Raw genomic sequence first — 1,662 nt, 5'->3', positions numbered from 1 at the left:
TCGTTTGGAACTATCAGATACGCCGTGTTGCTGTCAAAATCGAGATTCAGCGGCTTGATGCGGCTGATCCATGTGTTGTAGGCAACCTCGGTGATTTTGTTCTGACAGTAGGAGCAGATAAGCTCCCACGCGTCGTTAAATGAATTCATAAGCTTTTGTCTTTCCTTTCCTATAGGGGAGAATCCGACTGCCGGTATGCCGAAAAAACGGTGTTTATCGGCTCTGCAAGCGAAAAATTACTCTGTGTCCGAAAAGCTGTTCGGGCACAAAAACGTCGGAAAATTCTCTCTGTTCTACTCATTTCGCAAATTTCCCCACATTAATAATCATTCTATTTTATTATACAACTTCTGTTCGGAAATTGCAAGTATTTTAAGCAGAGCGGTTTTCAAGTTCCGTATACTATTATATATAGTTGGTAGTTAGTAGTTATTAGTTGGTAGTTAATGGCGGGCGCTGCCCGCACCCGATTTATATTCAACTGCCAACTACCAACTACCCACTAACCACTACCAACTTGTTAAATTATTAACCTGTGAGTATGGAAGAATGTGGAAAACGCGGTTTTTGACGTAAAACATCGCAAAAGCGGTGTGCAAAAGTATGTTGAAAGCTCAGGGTGAAATTAATAAACCGGGTGAGCGGCAGGAAGCTTCGTTATAAAAGTGCAATAAAAGAAAAATAATTTTTCGGTATGCGAAATAAATTACTTGACGAACCGCGGAAAATAAGGTATAATGCTATATTGCAAGGTTATATTTTGAAGGGAGGGTTTTAAGTATGCTGAGAACATACCAGCCTAAGAAGCTTCACAGAAAGAAGGAGCATGGCTTCAGAAAGAGAATGTCCACATCCAACGGCAGAAAAGTATTGGCTAGAAGAAGAGCTAAAGGCAGAAAAAGGTTGTCTTACTAAAGAAAAGGCCACTTTTAAATGTGGTCTTTCTTTTGTTGCGGAGACGGTTGGAGGCTTATAATGCCAAGATATGCGACTATTAAGGAAAACAGCACGTTTTCCAGACTGTACAGAAAAGGAAAGTCTTATGTCAGTCCCGTGCTTGTGACGTACGTGCTCAGGATGAGGGACAGACGGCAGCCGCCGCGCTACGGAATCACCACAGGAAAAAAGGTTGGCAACGCTGTCAGGCGTTCAAGGGCGAGAAGAGTTATCAGAGCGTCTTACGACAGTCTTTATCCCGAAATCAAAAGCGGGTACGAGATTGTCTTTGTTGCGAGGGCAAAAACTCCGCACGTCAAGACGCAGGATGTTGAGAAGGCTATGAGATACCACCTGAAACAGGCAGGATTATTGAATGACCGGGGTTCGACATGAAAAAAGTTTTGATCGCATTGATAAAATTCTACAAGTCCGCAATATCTCCTTATACCCGTGCCCACTGCAAGTATTATCCCACCTGTTCGCAGTACGGACTTGAGGCTATTGAACGCTTCGGAGCGCTAAAGGGCGGTGCTCTGACCTTGTGGCGTATTCTGCGCTGCAATCCTTTTTCCAAGGGCGGGTACGACCCTGTCCCTGAAAAATGAAATTAAGCGAGGTTTTATATGCAAATTTTCGGTTTTCTCGGTAACTTCCTCGGCGATGCGCTGTGGGCTGCATTCTATGTATTTCAGAACTTCGGACTCGCGATTATTGCATTTACCA

4 protein-coding genes are annotated in these 1,662 nt (G+C 43.6%); 3 read left to right on the top strand and 1 reads right to left on the bottom strand.

Features of this window, described 5'->3' with window-relative positions; translation table 11 throughout:
* Positions 1-149, bottom strand: a 149-nt coding sequence (locus KQI64_RS10805) for a DnaA N-terminal domain-containing protein (RefSeq protein ID WP_301282438.1), incomplete at its 3' end; no start/stop codon positions are given.
* A 631-nt stretch (positions 150-780) separates the two neighbouring features.
* On the opposite strand from KQI64_RS10805, the gene rpmH reads away from it, so the two are divergent.
* From rpmH to yidD, 3 genes are read left to right on the top strand one after another with little or no spacing between them, the layout of a single operon-like run.
* On the top strand, positions 781-915 hold the full coding sequence (gene rpmH / locus KQI64_RS10280; protein ID WP_216524665.1) for a 50S ribosomal protein L34: 135 nt from the start codon (positions 781-783) through the stop codon (positions 913-915).
* A 60-nt stretch (positions 916-975) separates the two neighbouring features.
* The gene (gene rnpA / locus KQI64_RS10275) at positions 976-1,332 is read left to right on the top strand and encodes a ribonuclease P protein component (protein WP_216524664.1); all 357 of its coding nucleotides are present in this window, start codon (positions 976-978) and stop codon (positions 1,330-1,332) included.
* A complete protein-coding gene (gene yidD, locus KQI64_RS10270) occupies positions 1,329-1,544 on the top strand; it encodes a membrane protein insertion efficiency factor YidD (protein ID WP_216524663.1) in 216 nt (71 codons plus the stop codon). Before rnpA ends, yidD begins: the two co-directional genes overlap by 4 nt.
* Positions 1,545-1,662: the final 118 nt, after the last annotated feature.

Source organism: Lachnoclostridium sp. MSJ-17 (assembly GCF_018918205.1).
GTDB lineage: Bacteria > Bacillota > Clostridia > Oscillospirales > Acutalibacteraceae > Ruminococcoides.
The sequence above is the reverse complement of the archived record's forward strand: the minus strand, read 5'-3'. Positions and strand labels throughout refer to the sequence as shown.

Bases quoted from the DNA above. Each gene is read 5' to 3' on its own strand.
- yidD (WP_216524663.1), top strand. From the start codon at position 1,329: ATGAAAAAAGTTTTGATCGCATTGATAAAATTCTACAAGTCCGCAATA.
- rnpA (WP_216524664.1), top strand. From the start codon at position 976: ATGCCAAGATATGCGACTATTAAGGAAAACAGCACGTTTTCCAGACTG.
- rpmH (WP_216524665.1), top strand. From the start codon at position 781: ATGCTGAGAACATACCAGCCTAAGAAGCTTCACAGAAAGAAGGAGCAT.